The sequence below is a fragment of the Gammaproteobacteria bacterium genome, from assembly GCA_003696665.1.
Taxonomy (GTDB): Bacteria; Pseudomonadota; Gammaproteobacteria; order Enterobacterales.
In genome coordinates this window covers 1-2,530 of the sequence record RFGJ01000357.1, presented here as the reverse complement: position 1 = coordinate 2,530, position 2,530 = coordinate 1, and the positions used below count along the sequence as shown (strand labels likewise).

Sequence of the window (2,530 nt, the reverse complement as noted above, 5' to 3'; positions counted from 1 at the left end):
TTTTTGTTCATCGTATTTGCCAACTGTCTAGCCAGGGCTGCATCAATCTGAGGATCACCAGTCAAAAAGTCCAGCAGATTGATCACATCACTTTCTGGAAAGCCTGGAGCGAAAACACGAATTTCATACCCCATCTGCTCTGCATACCAAGCAATCGTACTGGTCTGCGTGGGGTACTTGAAATCGTAAAGAATCAGCGGATAACCTTGCTCTACGACCGCTCTCAGCATCGGATCAATTGCAGAGAATGTCTTACCAGAACCAGGCGCACCGACAACCATTACAGATCGCTGAGTATCAGGAATCCAGATAGTTTCAGCAGCAACCTTTTTTTCATCAAACTTGCTATAGAAGTTATGCTTCTCACCTTTAACAACAACAGGGCTTTCTTTAGGGATTGCCCCAGTCTTAGGGGGTAGCTTTTGCTTTCGACCCGACTTGTAGACCTTAAATTCACAAGCTTCATCAGGAAATTCCAGTGTGGTTGGGCGAATAATCCACACACATGCACTTTTACGGCTCCGCCCATTTAGCTGCTTGATCGCCAGCTTTCGAGCCGATGCAAACTCTTTTTTACCTGCCCATTTCGCTCTGGCTTTTGCATTTTTCCCGGTGCTACCAGAATCCGCATTAGTTCCGCCTCCCCCTGAAAAAGCTGACCATGCTATTCCTGCCCCGCAAACTAGCAGGATCAAGAGCATTTGCGGAGTCACATAGGAAGGCAGAAAGCTAGCTGAAGCAGGTTCACCAGAAATAGGTGAAGCCTGCTGAGGTTGTGTTTCTATTTGTCGGGTATCCATCGCACACAGGATGATGTGTAAGTTTGCGATGGGGCGTTTTCAATTCTTTTAATTCAAATCACTCCCAGCTAATAAACTGGGTTCGCTCAATCCCCCTCTGAGGATTAAGCGAACCTATGGGAGAAAAGAAGCAAGAAGACCGTAGTTATTGGGGAAAGAATCACATCCTCTCAAGACAAGCCACCTGTCTCTATTTTGAGAGGACGTGTACGAAAAAGCCTTTGATCAACCAAGCTGATAAAGAGAAAAGTAGCTGTCTTTGATTCGTGTTTGCATTGGTAAATCTTCAGAACTTTGCAGCACAAATCTGCCTATCTGCGTGGTCTTGCCCAAAACGGATATCTTGGCACTGGCAAAACCCTACACACGTCAGGGTTAATCTGAACCCCCTCTGAGCGCACCACAGCAGCCCACTCCGGGAACAGTTGACAAGGTTCTTCATCCAACTGATGCTGTTCAGCAGGAGTACGAGGGTTTTCCGTCACATCAGGTTCAAGACCCTGCCCATAGGCTCGTTGAAGCTTGTCTCGATAGGCATCAGGACTATCCGCCTGCCCCTCTCTGTACTGATAAAGCAGGCTGGATGCCTGCACTGCCAAAGGCAATGGCATATAGTTTGTCAGGCTGACAAAAGCATCCTGCCCGATGTAGTTCTGACAAGTGCCATTACGAAGCAGTCCAATCAATGTTTGCCAGGGGACATAACTCGGATCAGGAGTGTCGAAAACACTGATATAGAGATAGGCGATCGGCCGCTCAATATTAGAATCTCCCGCTGCTTGAGGATCGCCAATTCTACCCAGAAAATGAAATCTGTATGGATATTCATGAGTGTCTGGGGTTGGCGGCAAACATCCACGAACAGACTGTAAAACAGCCGTCCCGGACGGGTTCAGAAGGTCATTCACAACGACGGGATGGGAGTAAGAAGGTCGCTGATTTGCAACAATCAAAATCACTGTAAACACAAGGCAGAAAAGCAGGCAGGCAATATTTCTTCTGCTCGATCTATTCATTGATTCACCTCAAACTTATCTTGCTCTCAATGGCGGTTCATGACGATAGTTCAGGGGATTGACAAGCGCACCATTAACACGGATTTGATAGTGCAGATGTGTCCCAAACGAACAGCGTCCCGGTCGCTCATCGCCTTCAATTCCTAACACTTGTCCGCGCTGAACCTGCTGGCCTCCACGAACGTCAATTCTTGCCAGGTGTAGATACTCGGTCTGAATTGCCGGGGAAGAGTGTCGAACCTTTACAATTCCCCCACAGCTTCCACCCACGGGAGTAATACCACTCACTACGCCATTCTGAGCCGCAACAACAGCCTCGCCACAGGGAAGTCTGCCAGGACTCCGGCTACAATTCCCTCCCCGGCGAGTCGAGTTCTGAAACCCTTTTCGACTCTGAATATCCACGCCTGCGTGTCTTCTGCCGCAGTTTGAACGACACGCACCGACCCCATCAAGAGGCGTACCGCTCCACTGAGGCAGTGGATGATGTAGCGCGCATCTGTCGCCTGGTGGACACGGTGCAGGCGGAGGAACCGGCCCAGCAGGCTCCGGAGAACCATTCCCCCCGTCCTCAATCCCTCCAACTTCAGGCGGACGCGCACCCCCCTCACGAACCTCACCAGGAATGCGAAGCCCAGGCGGGATAAACACGACCGGAGACTCTTCTTTTAGCTCTCCAAGCGGAATACCCTCGGCTGTTGGCAAAATCCACGG

The 2,530-nt window shown here is 49.8% G+C and carries 3 protein-coding genes; all 3 read right to left on the bottom strand.

The features are described 5' to 3' along the window. Positions 1 to 800, bottom strand: an 800-nt coding sequence (locus tag D6694_09365; GenBank protein ID RMH41132.1) for a type IV secretory system conjugative DNA transfer family protein, incomplete at its 3' end; no start/stop codon positions are given. Between the two features lie 311 nt (positions 801 to 1,111). After that, complete coding sequence (locus tag D6694_09360; GenBank protein RMH41131.1) at positions 1,112 to 1,768, bottom strand: hypothetical protein; 657 nt, start codon at positions 1,766 to 1,768, stop codon at positions 1,112 to 1,114. A 63-nt stretch (positions 1,769 to 1,831) separates the two neighbouring features. Next, on the bottom strand, positions 1,832 to 2,530 hold a 699-nt coding region (locus D6694_09355; protein RMH41130.1), incomplete at its 5' end, for a M23 family metallopeptidase.